This window comes from Aeromicrobium sp. 10G20-16, assembly GCF_055809665.1.
This window is the reverse complement of record NZ_CM147919.1, coordinates 2785683-2800467: the sequence shown is the minus strand read 5'-3', so window position 1 is coordinate 2800467 and position 14785 is coordinate 2785683. Positions and strand designations below refer to the sequence as shown.

Below are 14785 nucleotides of genomic sequence, written 5' to 3'. Positions count from 1 at the left end.
GCCGCGACTCTAGGGCCGCTCGGCTCCCGCTGCCGCTAGGAGTCCTCGCCCTCCCACGGCTGGCGAGCCGAACGGGCGTGCTTGGCGAACGAGCGCATCAGGAAGACCAGCGCGACGCCCATGGCGAACACGATGCCCAGCGCGACCCAGCCGGGCTTGACGTTGTCGCGGGTGATGGGCACGTCCGCGGTCACGAAGGCCGTGGCGGACAGCAGGGCAACGTACGCGTTCATGACCCCAGCCTACTCGCAGATCTAGTGGGCGACGTCGAGGTCGGCATCGGGCGGCGCACCCGGACGAGACACGGTGAGCACCGCCTCGACCACCGCCTCCTCGGACTCCATCTGGTGCTCGAGCTCGCGCAGCCGGTCCGCCACGGTGGACTCGGCCTCGTCGCCGACCAGATCGACGCTGGCCACGATGTAGACCCGGTGCGGGCCGACGAACTCCACGTGCAGGTAGCCGACGCTCGCCACCCCCGGCATCTGGCCGATCCGGTCGAGGATCGACGCGCGAATCGGCGCCGACACCGCTTCGCCCACCAGGAAGCGTCGGTTGCGATCGATCAGCACGAACGCGACCACCGCGAGCAGCACTCCCACCAGGATCGAGCCGATCGCGTCGTAGACCGGCGAGCCGGTGGCCTGGTGCAGGCCGATGCCGGTGGCGGCGATGGCGATGCCCAGGAGCGCGGCGGAGTCCTCGGCGAACACCGCCCGCAAGGTGGGATCGGACGTGTCCAGCGCGTGCTGCAGCACGGTGTGGTCGGCCGCGTCGGCCTGGCGGTGCACCTGACGCAACGCCTGCAGGAACGAGGTGCCCTCGAGCACGAACGCCACCGCGAGCACCACGTAGGCGACCGTGTAGTTCTCGGCCGCCTCCGCCGCGCCGAGCTGGCGCACACCGTGCGTGATGGACACGACGGCGCCGGCCACGAACAGGCCGACGGCGGCGAACATCGACCAGACGTACGCCTCACGTCCGTACCCCAGCGGATGGGACTGGTCAGGGCGGCGGCGCGCCCGACGGTCGGCCACCACCAGGAAGACCTCGTTGCCGGTGTCGGCCCACGAGTGCGCGGCCTCGGCGACCATCGAGGCCGATCCGGTGACCACGGCGGCCGCCGTCTTGGCCAGCGCCACGAGGGCGTTGGCCACGAACGCCAGCACGACCGTGACGTTCACCGGCTAGCGGAGTCCGGCGAACAGGTCGGTCTCGGGGACCTGGCTCTCGACGTGCGAGGTGACCAGCTGGTAGTCCTCGGTGGGCCATGCCTCGGCCTGGATCTCGTGCGGCACGGCGAAGAACCAGCCGTCGGGGTCGATCTGGGTGGCGTGCGCCAGCAGGGCGGCGTCCCGGACGGGGAAGTACTCGGCGCACTCGACGCGGGTGGTCAGGCGGTCCTCGTCCTCGGGCTTGCGCTCCCAGTTCTTGAAGCGCTCCTCGTAGGGATTGTCCAGACCGTGGTCGGCGAGCGCATTGGACAGCGCCTCGATGCGCTTGTAGCTCCAGCCCAGGTGGTAGTACAGCTTCGACACCTGCCACGCCTCGCCCAGCTCAGGGTGCCACTCGGGATCGGCGGCCTTCTCGAAGGCGAACACGCTGATCTCGTGGCACTTGATGTGGTCCGGGTGCGGGTAGCCGCCGTTCTCGTCGTACGTGGTCAGTACCTGCGGCTTGAACGAGCGGATCAGGCGCACCAGCGGTTCGGCGCCCTCCTCGACCGGCACCAGCCCGAAGCACCCCTCGGGCAACGGTGGCTTGGGATCTCCCTCGGGCCAGCCGGAGTCGACGAACCCGAGCCAGTCCTGGGTGACGCCGAGGATCTCGCGGGCCCGGTCCATCTCCTCACGGCGGATCTCGGTGATCAGCTCTGGATCGTCCTCGATGCCCGGGTGCTGGAACTGCGGGTTCAGGATGCTGCCGCGCTCACCGCCGGTGCACGTGACGACGTGCACGTCGACGCCCTCGGCGACGTACTTGGCGGTGGACGCGGCACCCTTGCTCGACTCGTCGTCGGGGTGCGCGTGCACGTGCATGAGGCGAAGCTTCTCGGCCACGGTTCTCCTTGGGTGTCCCGGACGTTCACAGACGGTCCGTTCGCGATCCATCCTTCCCTGACGACAACAGCGCCTGCGCCCGGGGTGTTCCCGCCTGAGACACTGGGACCGTGAGCCAGTCGACCGACCTGAAGGACCGCTACGGCCGAACCGTGCGACCCCGCTGGTTCTGGCCGACCATCGCCGCCGTCGGCATCGGCATCGGCATCGCCTTCGCGGCGTGGGTGGGCTTCCAGGACCGACCCATCTCGGCGCGGGTCTATGCCTACGACGTCAAGGACGACAACAACGTCGCGATCACCCTCGACCTGGTGCGACCCGAGCCGCTCGACGTCCGGTGCACGGTCTACGCACAGTCCGCGGACCACGCCATCGTGGGCGAGAAGACCGTCGAGGTCCCCGGCTCCACCACCGCGGAGCAGCGCCTGACGATCGACGTGCGCACCGAACGACGGGCTGTCACCGGAGTGCTCAGGACGTGTGTGCCGCGCGATTGACTGGTAGTCTTTGCAGTTCACCCCGGGCAGGATCCCGGGGTGATTCACGTGGGAGGCACCACGTGATCCATGCGAGGAGGTACTGCCATGACTCAGCCCATCGAGTCCGACACCATCTGGGTGACCCAGGAGGCGTACGACCGTCTGCAGGCAGAGCTCGAGCACCTCAAGGGTGACGTCATGGCCGACGTCACCGCCAAGATCGCTGCCGCCCGCGACGAGGGCGACCTCAAGGAGAACGGCGGCTACCACGCCGCCCGCGAGGAGCAGGGCAAGACCAAGGCCCGCATCGATCAGCTCGAGGCCATGCTGCGCAAGGCCGAGGTCGGCGAGAAGCCGGCCGATGACGGCACCGTGGGTGCCGGGATGATCGTCACCATCCGTTTCGCCGGCGACACCGACACCGAGGAGTTCCTGCTCGGCTCGCGTGAGCTGCTGAGCATGGACTCCAGCGTCGAGATGGACGTCTACTCCCCCACCTCGCCGCTCGGCGCCGCACTGCTGGACAAGAAGGTCGGCGACACGGTCAGCTACGAGGCCCCCAACGGCGCGACCATCTCGGTCGAGGTCGTCGCCGCCAAGCCCTTCTGATGGGGCCGTTCTGATCGGGCCCTTCTGATGGGGCCGTTCTGACCTACAGCACCTGGTAGCCCAGCTCGCCGAGTCGGCGCTGCACCTCGGTGCGGTGCTTCGGCCCGCGGGTGGCCACCTGCACGGCCACGTCGACCTGGTTGATGACCAGCGACTCGGCGGCGCGGTCGTGGTTGACGTTGATGACGTTGACCTGCAGGGCCGCCAGGTCGCTGAGCAGCGCCATGAGCGCACCGGGACGATCCGAGATGCGTACCGCCAGCTGCATGAACCGGCCGCCAGCGACCAGCCCGTGCCGGATGACGTCGAGCAGCACCAGCGGGTCCACGTTCCCGCCGGACAGGACCGGCACGACCGGCCCCTCGAACTCGCCCGGACGGTCGAGGACCGCCGCCACGGCGGCGATGCCGGCCGGCTCGACCAGCAGCTTGGACCGCTCGAGCATGCCGATCAACGCGCGACTCATGGCTTCCTCGCTGACGGTGACGACCTCGTCGACGAGGTCGCGCACGATCTCGAACGGGATGGAGCCCGGCTGCGCCACGGCGATGCCGTCGGCCATCGTGGCGCCCATCGAGGCCGGAACCGGTGCACCTCCGGCCAGGGACGGCGGATAGGCCGCCACCTCCTCGGCCTGCACACCGACGACGCGGATGTCGGGGCGCTCGGTCTTCAGCAGGGCCACTCCGGCGGTGAGTCCGCCCCCGCCGAGCGGGATCACGATGGTGCGCACGTCCGGCACCTGCTCCAGGACCTCCAGCCCCAGCGTCCCCTGCCCGGCCACGATGTCCTCGTGGTCGAACGGGTGGATGAGCACCGCACCGGTCTCCTCCGCGAACGCCCGCGCCGGCACGAGGGCCGCGGTGACGCCGTCCCCGTGGAACCGGATCTCGGCTCCGTACCCCTCGGTGGCCGCCACCTTGGGCAGGGCGGCACCCTCCGGCATGAAGATCGTGGCCTTCGCCCCGAGCATCCGGGCCGCCAGCGCCACGCCCTGGGCGTGGTTGCCGGCGCTGGCCGCCACCACGCCGTTGGCTCGCTCGGCGTCGCTCAGCCGGGCGATGCGCACGTACGCGCCCCGGATCTTGAACGATCCGGTGCGCTGCAGGTTCTCGGCCTTCAGGTACACCGGGACGCCGGTGCGCTCGCTGAGCCAGCGCGAGTGCGAGACGGGAGTGACGTCGATGACTCCGGTCAACAGCTCGCGGGCTGCTCGTACGTCGTCGAGATTCACCCGACCAACCTACCGAGCCTCATGTCGCCTCGACGTCGACGTCTTCCTCAGGTCTGTCCTGGTACTCCTGTGCCGTGTCGACCAGGTGTCGGACCACGCCGTTCAGGCAGGCCGCCAGCGGCACCGCGATGAGGGCACCCACCACGCCCGCCACCGCCACACCGGCCGCGATGGCCAGGATGATCGCCAGCGGGTGCACCGCGACGAACCGGCCCATCAGGAACGGCTGCAGGACGTGCGACTCGATCTGCTGCACCACGACGACGGCCAGCAGCATGAAGGCCGCCACCACGGGACCCTGCGCGACCAACGCCACCAGCACGGCGACGAGGCCGGACAGCAGCGCACCGATGATCGGCACGAAGGCACCGAGGAAGACCAGCACGCCGATGGCGAACGACAGCGGCACGCCCAGCGCCCACGCGGCCAGCGCGATGCCGAGGGCATCGGTGAAGGCCACGATGACGGTGGCGCGCACGAACTGCGTCAGGGTGATCCACGCCGTGTGGCCGGAGGAGTCGATCCGTTCGCGTGCCTCGCGAGGGAAGATCGCGACGATCCAGCTCCAGATGCGCTGACCCTCGTAGAGGAAGAAGAACGACGAGAACAAGGCGATGAAGAACCCCGCCAGCACGTGGGTCAGCGTGGTGCCGACCTCGCCGGCGCGGGTGAGCACCGAGGTGTTGCTGGAGGCGATGGTGTCCTTGGCGCTGTCGATGTAGCCCTGGATCTGGTTGTCGGTCAGGTTCAGCGGGCCGCCCTTGGCCCAGTCCTGCACCTGCGAGATGCCGTCGACGACGTTGGCGCGCAGGTCGGTCACCTGGGTGGACAGCTGCTGACCGACGAGGCCCAGCATGCCGAAGAACGCCAGCAGCATGAAGATCACGACGATGAACGTGGCCGCCAGCCGCGGTACACCCCAGGCCTGCAGGCGGTCGACCGCGCCGATCGTCAGCGCCGTGCCGAGCACGGCGATCGCGAGCGGCACCGTGATCTCGCTGAAGAACCGCAGCAGCCAGATGACGCCGAGCCCGGCGCCGCCGATGACGACGAGCCTCCAGGCCCATTGCGTGGCGACGTCGATGCCCGCGGGAACCTGGTACCTGTCGCTCACACGGAGAACGCTACCGGTGATCCCGCGATGGAACAGTCGCACGGCCGCGTGCGTTGTGATGGATGTGTGCGGACCCTTCCGCCCCACGACCGTGCAGCACGTCGGCTCCGAGAGGTGATGACCATCATGTTTGGCCGCAAGAGCGAGCTCCCCACCAGCGACACCGCCCTGCCCGGGCGGTCCGAGCGACCCTTCGACGTCGGCGACACCCACCTGGTCACGGGCAACCCGCTGATCACGGACGGCCCCGACGGCTACCAGGTCGCCGTGTTCGGCCTCGGCTGCTTCTGGGGCGAGGAGAAGACGTTCTGGGAGGTGCCGGGCGTCTGGTCGACCACCGTCGGCTACGCCGGTGGCATCACGCCGAACCCCACCTACGACGAGGTCTGCACCGGCCGCACCGGCCACGCCGAGGTCGTGCGCGTGGTGTTCGATCCCGCCACCGTGTCCTACCAGGACCTGCTCAAGGTGTTCTGGGAGAACCACGACCCCACCCAGGGCATGCGCCAGGGCAACGACCGCGGGTCCAACTACCGCTCCATCATCCTCACCACGAGCGACGAGCAGCAGCAGGAGGCCGAGGCGTCCCGCGTGGCGTACCAGCAGCAGATGACCAAGGCCGGATACGGCGAGATCACCACGTCGATCCTGCCGCTGGACGCGTACTACTACGCCGAAGCGGTGCACCAGCAGTACCTGGTCAAGAACCCGTTCGGCTACTGCCCGCTCCACGCCACCGGCGTGGCCTACGCCTAGCGGGGCGTGAGGGTCAGCTCGAAGCCCTCCGGCATCAGGGTGAGCCGCTCGGCGATCCTCAGGTCGTAGTCCGGGTCGCCCGCGAGGTCGTGGCGGTGCAGCATCATCGCGAGCACCAGCACGGCCTCGTGCAGGGCGAACTGACGGCCGATGCAGGAGCGCTCGCCCGTGCCGAAGGGCTTGTAGACCGAGGGAGTCCGGCCGCGTGACCGGTCGAACCGGTCGGGATCGAACTCCTCGGCGGTGTGGCCCCAGACCGCCGGGTCGCGATGCGTCATCGGCAGCACCACGATGGCCCAGTCGCCGGGGCGCATCGTGTGGCCGGTGCTCAGGATGGTCTCCTCGCGCGGCGTGCGGGTGAACCCCGGCGCGGTGGGCCACAGCCGCAGGCTCTCGTCCAGCACATGGCGCACGTGGCGAAACTTCGCCACCTGCTCGAAGGTCGGCTCGACCGTGCGGTCCGGGCCGAGGATCTCGTCGACCTCGGCCTGCGCCTTCGCCAGCGCCTCGGGGTGGCGGGACAGGTAGTACAGCGCGAACGACAGCGCTCCCGAGGTCGTCTCGTGACCGGCGACCAGGAAGGTCAGGATCTGGTGGCGGATGTTGAGGTCGGACAGCTGCTCGCCGGTCTCGGGGTGCGGCGTGTCGAGCATCAGGCCGAGCAGATCGGGCTCGTCGTCACCACCGGATGGCTGCGCTCGCCGATCGGCGATGATGCCGTCGAGCAGGTCGTCGACGTACGCCTGGTGGTGGGCGTTGCGCTTCTCGATGCGGCGGGTGACGAGCGAGGCACCCGGCATCGTGGCCAGCGATCCCTTGCGCTGCCCGGCCGTCAGCGCCACGATCATCGCGGTCACGAACGGGTGCGGCTCGTCGCGGGTGAACGAGCCGAAGTCGGTGCTGAACGCCGACCGGCTGATGGTCTCGAGCGTCAGTCGGGTCATGTCCGCCGAGACGTCGACGGGGCCCTCCACGCCCTGCCACGCACCGAACAGCTCGCGCGCCACCTCCAGCATGATCGGGTGGTACCGCTGCATCGCGGCCCGCGTGAAGGCCGGCATCAGCAGCGTGTGCGCCAGCTCCCAGTCGGTCTCGTCGTTGTAGGCGGTGAACAGGCCGGCCCCGGCGAAGTCGCGCAGCGCCACCAGGGCCGGCGACAGGCCCTTCTCGAACCGCTTCTCGTCGGCCAGCTCGGCGGCCAGCTCAGCACCCGAGACGAAGACGAACTTCTGCCCGAAGACCTTCAGCTCGAAGATGGGACCGAGGTCGCCACACTGCTCCACGACGCTCTGCAGCGGCGAGCCCGGCGTGATGCTGCCGATGTCGCCCACCACGGGCTTGCGGCCGGGCAGGTGCGGGAAGGTCTGGCCTCCCCAGTCGTTGAGCACGGCGCCGACCACCGGGTCACATGCCGTTGCGTCGGGCGAAGAACGTGACCAGGGGCTGGTAGCCGGCGCCGAGCGCGCGCACCATCGAGTCCAGGACCACGGCGTCGGCGCCGATCAGCACGCGCGCCTTGTTCTTCTCCACGCCCTTGAGGATGACCTGGGCGGCCTTCTCAGGCGTGGTGCGGGCCAGCTTGGTGTTGAAGTCCTTGGCCATGCCCTCGCGGTCGACGCCCTCGACGGCCTCGGCGTTGTTGACGATGTTGGTCTTGATGCCGCCGGGGTGCACGGTGGTGATCTGCACCGGGTGGTGGCGCAGCTTCATCTCCTGCCGCAGCGACTCGGTGAATCCGCGCACCGCGAACTTGGCGGCGTTGTAGGCGCTCTGGGTGGGCACGCTGAACAGTCCGAACACGCTCGAGACGTTGATGATGTGTCCCTCGCCCGACGCGATGACGTGCGGCAGGAACGCCTTGGTGCCGCTGACGACGCCCCAGAAGTCGACGTCCATGACGCGGTCGATCTCCTTGAACGACATCTGCTCGACGTCGCCGGTGAACGCGATGCCGGCGTTGTTGAAGACCAGGTTCACGACGCCGAAGTGGGCCACGACGTCGTCGGCGTAGGCCAGGACGAGCTCGCGCTGCGAGACGTCGAGGTGATCGACCTTCACGTCTCCCCCGGCCCGCTTGACCAGCTGCTCGGTCTCGGCGAGGCCGGCGGTGTCGATGTCGCTGATCGCGACCTTGGCACCGCGACGGGCGAGTTCGACGGCGAGTGCCCGCCCGATGCCCGATCCTGCTCCGGTGACGACGGCGACCTTGCCGGGAATGCTGGTCATGGCGGAATCCTCTGCAGTCTCACGTGAACTTTCAGATACCCTCGGTATCTGAGTCCGAGACTAGCAGAGGATCACGGCGCCACCAGCACCCTTTTCAGTCGATCGGCGAGATCGGGCTCGGCGCCGACCTGCTGGAACCAGCCGTGCACCCCACCCTCGTGCCCGTCCCACACGTCGAGGACCACGTCGAGCGCCTCCGGCACAACGTGGAAGTACTCGCGCGGCAGGTTCGAACGCCCCTCGTTGCCCGGCAACGCCCGCAGCCGCTCGTCGATGGCGTCGAGGGCGTCGTTGGTGCGCACGTAGTCGCCCATCACGGTCGCCCGGTCGACCCCGACCAGCCTCATCAGCAGGGCGATCGAGATCCCGGTGCGGTCCTTGCCGGCTGCGCAGTGGATGAGCACCGGACCGTCCGCATCGACGACGGCCCGCACGACGTCGACCAGCAACGGCGCCGCAGCATCGAGCAGGGCGCGGTACAGCGTCACGAGGGTGCCGTCGTGGTGGGCCTCGGGACGCAGCGAGGCGAGCAGCGGCAGATTGATGGAGGGAACGGTGCTCAAGGTCGGCTGCTGGGCGATCTCGCGGTCGGACCGAAGGTCGACGACGAGCGCCGGCGGCCAGACGACGTGGTCGACGACGTCGTCGTCGAACGGGAGCCCGCCCCGCAGCACCCGACCGACCTGGAGCTCACGGCCCTCCTCTGTGGGAGTACGACCAATGTCACGCAGGTTCGGGACGCTCTGAGGCACGTCGTCAGCGTGCCACGACCTAGAATGGCCTCGTGCCACGCCCCCGAACCATTGCCGCTGCGGCGGCGGTCGGCAGCGGCCTCACCCTCTCGGGCCTGTACGGGTTCCTCGTCGGAGAAGCGCTGCTCGCCCGCCGCGCCATCGGCACCACCGACGACAGGCCGCCGTCCGCCGACGGCCTGTACGGCGACGTGCCCGGGCACACCATCAAGTGCGCCGTGCTCGGCGACAGCGCAGCAGTGGGCTACGGCATGGATCGTGCCGACGCCACGCCACCGGCCATGATCGGCATCGGGCTGTCGCACGTGCTCGACGTGCAGGTCGACGTGCGCTCCTACGCCGTGGTCGGCGCCCAGGCCTCGGACCTGAACGACCAGATCGACCGCATGGGCGACTTCGTCCCCGACATCGTGGTGATCGTGATCGGCACCAACGACGTGACGCACCAGGTGACTCCGCGGGTGTCAGCGCGCAACCTGGCTCTGGCGGTGCGCCGCCTGGTCGATCTCGGCAGCGAGGTCGTGGTCGGCACGTGTCCTGACCTCGGCACCATCCAGCCGATCAAGCAGCCGCTGCGCACCGTGGCCCGGCAGCTGAGCCGGGTGCTGGCCCGCAAGCAGACCGTGGCGGTGGTCGAGGCGGGCGGCCGCGCCGTCTCCCTCGGCAGCCTGCTGGGCGTGCTGTTCATGGAGAAGCGCGACGTCATGTTCGGCGTCGACAGCTTCCACCCGTCCGAGACCGGCTACGCCAACATGGTCTCGGTGCTCATCCCCGCGATGGCCGCCTCGATGCGCGAACGCGAGCGCACGTCGGCGTACGCGGACATGGACGCTCCGGCCTACGCCGGACAGCCGCGCGACGTCATGTCGCTGGACGACGCCGCCGCCGAGGCCGTGCAGAACGCCGGCACCCAGGTGGTGCAGGGCCAGGGGCAGGGCCGCCGATGGGCCACCGTGTTGCGTCGCCGCCGCGGCTGACCGCCCCAGCAGACGCGAAACGACCGGTCCCCGAGGGAACCGGCCGTGTTCGTGTGCTGCTGGATGATCAGTCGCCACGCAGGATGGCGAGGATGCGCAGGATCTCGATGTACAGCCAGACCAGGGTGACGGTCAGACCGAACGCCGCGCGCCAGGACTCGCGCTCGGGGATGCCGGCCGCGACGCCCTTCTCGACCATGTCGAAGTCCATGATCAGCATGAACACGGCGAGCACGACGGCGACGGCCGAGACGACCAGGCCGAGCCCGTTGAAGCCGCGCAGGCCTCCCGAGCTCAGGACGCCCGTCAGGCTGAGGACCAGGTTGACCAGCATGACGCCCACGAAGCTGAACATCGCGATCGTGACGACCTTGCGGAACTTGTCGGTGACCTGGATGTCGAAGAACTTGTAGGCGGCCAGCGTGCCGCCGAAGGCGACCATGGTGGCGAGCACGGCCTGGAACACGATCGTCGGGTCGCCGACGTAGGTGGAGACGACCTTGGAGAAGGCTCCCACGAAGACACCCTCGACGGCCGCGTAGGCGAGCACCAGCCCGGGGCTGATGACCTTCTTGAACGAGTTGACCATCGCCAGTCCGAAGCCGATGATCGCTCCGCCGAAGGCGAACGCGTAGGCGCGGTTGAGCGACGACTGGTCCCCGGCGACGTCGCCGATGAGGAACCAGGCGGCCGCCGCCGTGACGACCAGCACGCCGAGCGTGACGGCGGTCTTCTCGACGACCGTCTCGATCGTCATGCGGCCGGTGCCGGCGCCGGTGTGGGTGGGCGTTCCGGCGGGTGACAGGTCGACCTGCCACTGCGACGGGTCGCTCGCGGTCTTGGCGATCGCGCCGCCGCGGCCGTTGAACTCGGCGCTGCGGGCGAAGACGGGGTTGCTGCTCTTCATGATTCCCTCCGTGGGATGGCTCCGAATAGGTGGAGTCGTTGCCTTCACCCTATACAACGCACCAGCGGGTCGATTTGCTCCCGTTCTCACTGGTTTTGCGGCGCAACCTTCTCGGTGCTCGCGGGCTTCGCGCCCGGCTGGACGGCCGGCACCTTCAGGAGCGGAAGCTGGCGTTCCTGGGGCGTTGCGCCCGGTTCAGGGACGAGCTCGCCGTTGGTGTCGCTGTAGGTCCCGGCGGTCATCGACAGGGGGAACACGTTGAACACCGAGGCTCCCGACTCCAGCACCCGTGCCGCCCAGAGCCCGGGGGTGTCGCAGGCGGCGTCGAGGCAGCCGTTGCCGCCGGGCACCGAGGTGGCCAGCGGGTTGCCGTCCTGGTCGAACAGCTGGACGTCCGTGATCGGCTGTCCGGCCGCGTCGTACGGGAAGATGTTGGTCACCTGGTTGCCGTTGAGATAGACGCCGGTGAGGTCCTGGTCGGACCCGTCGGAAGCTCGAGTAGTACGGGTACGAGATCTGGGTGGTCCAGTCGTTGGCCATGGACACCACCGGCAGCACGAGCACCACCGCGATGAGGTTGCCCACCGTGACGACCGGTCGGACGCCGGCGAACTGCCACCGGCCGCGCCCCCACTGCACGCTGATGACGGCGAACACCAGCAGGAGGATCCAGCCCGGACCGCGCGGCGCGAAGCCGCCTTCGAAGCCGAACACGGCGCCCACGATCCAGGCGGCGACCCACGCACGCGTGAGCCACCACAGCGGGCGGATCGCGACGAGGAACTCCGCCACCGGCTTCAGGGCCGGATTGCGGTGCACGACGTCGGCCAGGTCGAGCTTCGTCCGCCGCATCGAGGCCGACATCGTGGCGAGCAGGCCGGCCCTGTCGTCAGCGACCTTGGGCAGCCCGGCTGCGTTGCGCAGCTCGGTGGCGTACTCGACGGGGTCGGGGAGCTCGCGCTGCAGGTCCTCGGCGTAGGCCTCGGCGAGGTCGGCCTCCAGGCCGTCGGTGAGCTCGTCGCGCTCCTCGGCGGGCAGGTCGTGCAGGGCATCGCGCACGGCCTGGGCGAACGACGCGATCTGGGGCGTGATGGTGGAGATGGTCATGCGGCTTCTCCCGGCTTCGTGGCGAGCAGTGTGTTCATGGTGGTGGCGAACTCGGACCAGACCTTGCGCTGCAGGTCGAGCGTGGCCCGACCCTGCGCGTTGATCCCGTAGTACTTGCGGTGCGGGCCCTCCTCGGAGGGCACGACGTACGACGTGAGCGCGCCGGCGGTGTACAGACGCCGCAGCGTCCCGTAGACCGACGCGTCTCCGACTTCCTCGAGGCCGGCGGCACGCAGCCTGCGCACGACGTCGTAGCCGTACCCGTCCTCGTCCTCGACCACGGCGAGCACCGCCACGTCGAGCACTCCCTTGAGCAGCTGGGTTGCATCCATGCGACGGACAGTACCACGTAATGCGCAGTACCACGCAGAGCGCGATTCAAGGTGTCGCAGCGCTCGTCAGAGGGGTCAGCCGCGGTCGGCGCCGACGTCGGCCAGGTGGTGCACGACGTCGTGCCAGAAGTACAGGACCAGCGTCTCGACCGTGAAGGCCGAGCCGTTGCTGCGCCGGCCCGAGCGCTGCCACTGGTCGCCGCGAATGGACTCGAGGCGCTGCGCCATGTGCAGTCCGCGCATGCGCAGGACCGGACCGATCCGCGCCGGCAGCTGGGCCGCGTACTCGTCGTCCCGCGCCGTCTCGTCCTGGTCCCAGTTCGCGAAGATCGGATCGTCGTCGGCGATCATCTGCTCGATCCTGGCGCGGAACACGCCGAAGACGTCACGCACGTGGCACGCGTACTCCGCCGGTGACCACGTGCTCTCGTCCGGTCGGATGCGCGCGTCGGGCCGTGAGAGCACGGTGATCCACGCCGGGATGCACGCCCGGACCTCGCCGGCGACCGAGCGTGCGTCGGTGCCGTTCGCGTCGAATCCACAGTCGGGGCACGGCTCGTCGAGCACCCAGGTCCAGTCCTTGCTGTCGGGCTCGATCGCCATCCGCATACGCTAGCGCGGTGGAAGCGCCCTATCGATCCTCCCCCGTCTCCTTCTCGCGACGCGGGGGACGACTCGGCGAGCGACAGCAGCGTGCGTGGGACGAGCTGGCCGGCGAGTACGTGCTCGACGTCCCGCGCGCCGGTCCGAGCACGTCCGTCGACCCGGACTTCCGCCTGGACCTGCCGACGCTCTTCGGCCGCACGGCGCCGACGATCCTCGAGATCGGCAGTGGCTACGGCGAGTCGTTGGCCCACGCGGCGCAGGCCCACCCCGAGATCGACTTCCTCGCGTTCGAGGTGTACATCCCCGCGGTTGCCCAGACGCTGCTGCACATCCGACGAGAGGGCCTGACCAACATCCGTCTGGCCGTCGTCAACGCCCCGGAGATGCTCACCACGGCGCTGGCCCCCGAGTCGTTGCACGAGCTGCGCATCTGGTTCCCCGATCCGTGGCACAAGACCAAGCACAACAAGCGTCGCCTCATCACCGCCGACTTCGCGACTCTCGCGGCGCGCGTGCTCCCGATCGGCGGCACCTGGCGCATCGCGACGGACTGGGCCGACTACGCCGACCAGATCGCCCGCGTGCTGGCCGAGGCACCCGACTTCGACGGGGGCACCTGCGAGCGGTTCGAGGGCCGTCCGGTCACCCGCTTCGAGACCAAGGGCCTCGCCAAGGACCGGGTCATCCACGACTTCTGCGCGACTAGGGTGGCGCCATGAGCGGTGTCCAGGAGAGTCGCGCCGAGAAGCTGCACATCACCCACGGCTTGGTCTGGGTGCTCGGCACCTCCGACGAGGAACGAGCCCTGCTCGACCCCCTCCCCGTGGGTGTCGAGGTCGTGGTCGATCGCGATCGGCTCCGCGACCAGGACGACGACGTCGACGAGGACTCCGGCGACCCCACCGGCGACGAAGCCGACATGTCCACCTACCGCAGCGACCCGATCACCGCCGCCGTCATCGTGGTCGAGACGATGGACGCGACCCCGGCCCTGCTCGACGACACGCTGCCCCGCGTCGGGTCGGTCCCACTGGTGTGGCTGGTGCTGCCGTCCGAGGTCCGCACCGAGGGCGTCGAGCAGATCGAGCGCATGGCGCAGGAGTACGGATGGTCGGCCGGCGAACGAGTCGACCTGGGTGACACGTGGTCGGCCGTCAGGCTCCAGCAGGACTGAGGCGCATCCGGGTCAGCCAGAGGCCCGGCCGAGCCTCGAAGTCGTCCTCCGGCACGAACCCGTGCTTGGCGTACATGGCGATGCCCGGCGGGTTGTCGCGACCGGTCGTGACCACGAGGTCGCGTCCGTCGGCGGCCTCGACCATCCGGCCCATGAGCGCACTGCCGACGCCACGCCGGTGCGCCGACGGGTGCACCATGACCCGGTCGATCTCCAGCTGCTCGGGGCGAGTGCACCAGGCCGCCGCGCCCAGCAGGTCCGTGCCGTCCCACGCCACGACCCAGTGGCCCCGAAACGCGGTGAGCGCGACCTCGTCCTCCTGCAGCGGCGGGATGTCCCGCGACCCCACGAAAGCAGCCTCGATCTCGAACGCCGCGTGCTGGACCGCGAGCAGCGCGCGCGCCACGTACGGGTCGGCCGCGGGATCGGGCGAGGAGAGGATCATCGGGGTC

Annotated in this window: 19 protein-coding genes; 6 read left to right on the top strand and 13 right to left on the bottom strand. The window is 69.5% G+C overall.

Annotated features, from left to right (window positions below):
• Positions 1-35: 35 nt before the first annotated feature.
• The 3 genes from AC0L5F_RS14330 to mca are packed head-to-tail and all read right to left on the bottom strand — an operon-like array spanning position 36 to position 2060.
• A complete protein-coding gene (locus AC0L5F_RS14330) occupies positions 36-233 on the bottom strand; it encodes a hypothetical protein (protein ID WP_473314082.1) in 198 nt (65 codons plus the stop codon).
• A gap of 21 nt (positions 234-254) precedes the next feature.
• Complete coding sequence (locus AC0L5F_RS14325; protein WP_473314081.1) at positions 255-1184, bottom strand: cation diffusion facilitator family transporter; 930 nt, start codon at positions 1182-1184, stop codon at positions 255-257.
• Positions 1185-1187: 3 nt separating this feature from the next.
• A complete protein-coding gene (gene mca, locus AC0L5F_RS14320) occupies positions 1188-2060 on the bottom strand; it encodes a mycothiol conjugate amidase Mca (protein ID WP_473314079.1) in 873 nt (290 codons plus the stop codon).
• A 110-nt stretch (positions 2061-2170) separates the two neighbouring features.
• On the opposite strand from mca, the gene AC0L5F_RS14315 reads away from it, so the two are divergent.
• Positions 2171-2557, top strand: coding sequence for a DUF4307 domain-containing protein (locus AC0L5F_RS14315; protein WP_473314078.1), 387 nt, complete (start codon positions 2171-2173; stop codon positions 2555-2557).
• Between the two features lie 87 nt (positions 2558-2644).
• Positions 2645-3148, top strand: coding sequence for a transcription elongation factor GreA (gene greA, locus AC0L5F_RS14310; protein ID WP_473314077.1), 504 nt, complete (start codon positions 2645-2647; stop codon positions 3146-3148).
• Positions 3149-3191: 43 nt separating this feature from the next.
• Here greA and ilvA read toward each other — a convergent pair whose 3' ends face one another.
• The gene (gene ilvA / locus AC0L5F_RS14305; protein ID WP_473314076.1) at positions 3192-4382 is read right to left on the bottom strand and encodes a threonine ammonia-lyase; all 1191 of its coding nucleotides are present in this window, start codon (positions 4380-4382) and stop codon (positions 3192-3194) included.
• Positions 4383-4401: 19 nt separating this feature from the next.
• Entirely contained in the window at positions 4402-5496 is a 1095-nt protein-coding gene (locus AC0L5F_RS14300) for an AI-2E family transporter (protein WP_473314075.1), read from the bottom strand.
• 117 nt (positions 5497-5613) lie between these two features.
• Between AC0L5F_RS14300 and msrA the strand changes: the two genes are divergently transcribed.
• Entirely contained in the window at positions 5614-6252 is a 639-nt protein-coding gene (msrA, locus tag AC0L5F_RS14295; protein WP_473314074.1) for a peptide-methionine (S)-S-oxide reductase MsrA, read from the top strand.
• Here the strand turns inward: msrA and AC0L5F_RS14290 are convergent.
• The 3 genes from AC0L5F_RS14290 to AC0L5F_RS14280 all read right to left on the bottom strand — a co-directional run bounded on the left by AC0L5F_RS14290 (position 6249) and on the right by AC0L5F_RS14280 (position 9230).
• On the bottom strand, positions 6249-7640 hold the full coding sequence (locus tag AC0L5F_RS14290; protein ID WP_473314073.1) for a cytochrome P450: 1392 nt from the start codon (positions 7638-7640) through the stop codon (positions 6249-6251). The two genes, msrA and AC0L5F_RS14290, sit on opposite strands and share 4 nt — an antisense overlap.
• A gap of 16 nt (positions 7641-7656) precedes the next feature.
• On the bottom strand, positions 7657-8478 hold the full coding sequence (locus AC0L5F_RS14285) for an SDR family NAD(P)-dependent oxidoreductase (RefSeq protein WP_473314072.1): 822 nt from the start codon (positions 8476-8478) through the stop codon (positions 7657-7659).
• 71 nt (positions 8479-8549) lie between these two features.
• Positions 8550-9230 carry a tyrosine-protein phosphatase gene (locus AC0L5F_RS14280; RefSeq protein WP_473314071.1) on the bottom strand — a complete coding sequence of 227 codons (681 nt, stop codon included), beginning with the start codon at positions 9228-9230 and terminating at the stop codon, positions 8550-8552.
• A 32-nt stretch (positions 9231-9262) separates the two neighbouring features.
• On the opposite strand from AC0L5F_RS14280, the gene AC0L5F_RS14275 reads away from it, so the two are divergent.
• A complete protein-coding gene (locus AC0L5F_RS14275; protein ID WP_473314070.1) occupies positions 9263-10207 on the top strand; it encodes an SGNH/GDSL hydrolase family protein in 945 nt (314 codons plus the stop codon).
• A gap of 67 nt (positions 10208-10274) precedes the next feature.
• On the opposite strand, the gene AC0L5F_RS14270 is transcribed toward AC0L5F_RS14275, so the two are convergent.
• From AC0L5F_RS14270 to AC0L5F_RS14255, 4 genes are all read right to left on the bottom strand, one after another.
• Positions 10275-11114 carry a Bax inhibitor-1/YccA family protein gene (locus tag AC0L5F_RS14270; RefSeq protein ID WP_473314069.1) on the bottom strand — a complete coding sequence of 280 codons (840 nt, stop codon included), beginning with the start codon at positions 11112-11114 and terminating at the stop codon, positions 10275-10277.
• A 195-nt stretch (positions 11115-11309) separates the two neighbouring features.
• Positions 11310-12221, bottom strand: a complete 912-nt coding sequence (locus AC0L5F_RS14265) for a DUF1700 domain-containing protein (protein ID WP_473314068.1) — start codon at positions 12219-12221, stop codon at positions 11310-11312.
• Positions 12218-12553: a PadR family transcriptional regulator gene (locus AC0L5F_RS14260; RefSeq protein WP_473314067.1), complete on the bottom strand. Its 336-nt coding sequence runs from the start codon at positions 12551-12553 to the stop codon at positions 12218-12220. The genes AC0L5F_RS14265 and AC0L5F_RS14260 overlap by 4 nt, the downstream gene beginning before the upstream one ends.
• 75 nt (positions 12554-12628) lie before the next feature.
• Positions 12629-13156, bottom strand: a complete 528-nt coding sequence (locus AC0L5F_RS14255; RefSeq protein ID WP_473314066.1) for a DinB family protein — start codon at positions 13154-13156, stop codon at positions 12629-12631.
• A 17-nt stretch (positions 13157-13173) separates the two neighbouring features.
• Between AC0L5F_RS14255 and trmB the strand changes: the two genes are divergently transcribed.
• Positions 13174-13878, top strand: coding sequence for a tRNA (guanosine(46)-N7)-methyltransferase TrmB (gene trmB, locus AC0L5F_RS14250; protein WP_473314065.1), 705 nt, complete (start codon positions 13174-13176; stop codon positions 13876-13878).
• On the top strand, positions 13875-14333 hold the full coding sequence (locus tag AC0L5F_RS14245; RefSeq protein WP_473314064.1) for a hypothetical protein: 459 nt from the start codon (positions 13875-13877) through the stop codon (positions 14331-14333). Before trmB ends, AC0L5F_RS14245 begins: the two co-directional genes overlap by 4 nt.
• On the opposite strand, the gene AC0L5F_RS14240 is transcribed toward AC0L5F_RS14245, so the two are convergent.
• Positions 14314-14778: a GNAT family N-acetyltransferase gene (locus AC0L5F_RS14240; RefSeq protein WP_473314063.1), complete on the bottom strand. Its 465-nt coding sequence runs from the start codon at positions 14776-14778 to the stop codon at positions 14314-14316. The two genes, AC0L5F_RS14245 and AC0L5F_RS14240, sit on opposite strands and share 20 nt — an antisense overlap.
• Positions 14779-14785: the final 7 nt, after the last annotated feature.